This window comes from Micrococcus sp. HMSC31B01 (assembly GCF_001816085.1).
Taxonomy (GTDB): Bacteria; Actinomycetota; Actinomycetes; order Actinomycetales; family Micrococcaceae; genus Micrococcus; species Micrococcus luteus.
On the sequence record NZ_KV825178.1, the window covers coordinates 1 to 943 of the forward strand.

The 943-nt window shown below is 74.2% G+C and carries 1 protein-coding gene; it reads right to left on the reverse strand.

Annotated features, from left to right (window positions below):
• On the reverse strand, positions 1-904 hold a 904-nt coding region (locus HMPREF3105_RS07595; RefSeq protein WP_070709092.1), incomplete at its 3' end, for an oxygen-dependent tRNA uridine(34) hydroxylase TrhO.
• Between the last annotated feature and the right edge of the window lie 39 nt (positions 905-943).

Consider the following 943-nt stretch of genomic DNA (forward strand, 5'->3'; position numbering starts at 1 on the left):
GGGGGCGGTGGGCGCAGACAGGACAGCGGTGCTCGGGGTCGTCGGCGGCGCAGGCCGCACAGCGGACCTCGAGCGTGGTGCAGGCCGGGTCGGCGCAGTTGCGCAGCGCCGAGGTCGGTGCCTCGCACGTGACGCACCGGCCGATGGTCTCGGCGTCGGCGGTGAAGCGGGTGGACAGGCGTCGGTCGAACACGGCCAGCTCGCCCCGCCACAGTCCGGCGTCGCCACGGGCCTCGCCGTAGCGGACGATGCCGCCGTCGAGCTGGTAGACCTCGGCGAAGCCGCGGTCCTTGAGCAGGGCCGAGAGGACCTCGCAGCGCACGCCGCCCGTGCAGTAGGTGATCAGCGGCGCGTCCTTGACGTGGTCCAGGGCCCCGGAGTCGACGGCGGCGAGCAGGTCGCGGGTGGTGTGCGCGTCCGGGACCACGGCCCCGTCGAAGCGGCCGATGGCCGCCTCCACCGTGTTGCGGCCGTCGAGGAAGCGCACGGGGTTCGCGGTGCCGGCCCGCTCGGCGACGAGCGCGTCCACCTGGGCGGGGGTGAGCCGCTCCCCCGTGCCGACGACGCCGTCCGCGTCCACGGTGATGCGCTCGGGGGCCCCGAACGCGACGAGCTCGGGCTTGACCTTGACGGAGAGGCGGGGGAAGTCCGCCGCCGAGCCGCCCGACCACTTCACCTCGAGGTCCCGGAACGCCGGATGCTCCCGCGTGCCGCGCACGTAGCGCTTGACCGCGTCGACCGGCCCGCCGACGGTCCCGTTGATCCCCTGCGGCGACACGATGATCCGGCCGGTCAGGCCGAGGGACGCGGCGAGCGTGCGCTGCCACAGCCGCACCGCCTCGGGGTCGGCGAGCGGGGTGAACCGGTAGTACAGCGCGATGCGGGAGAGGGCGGCGGTGCTCATCGAGGTCCAGGCTAGTTGTAGGAGGGCATGACGTTGTTG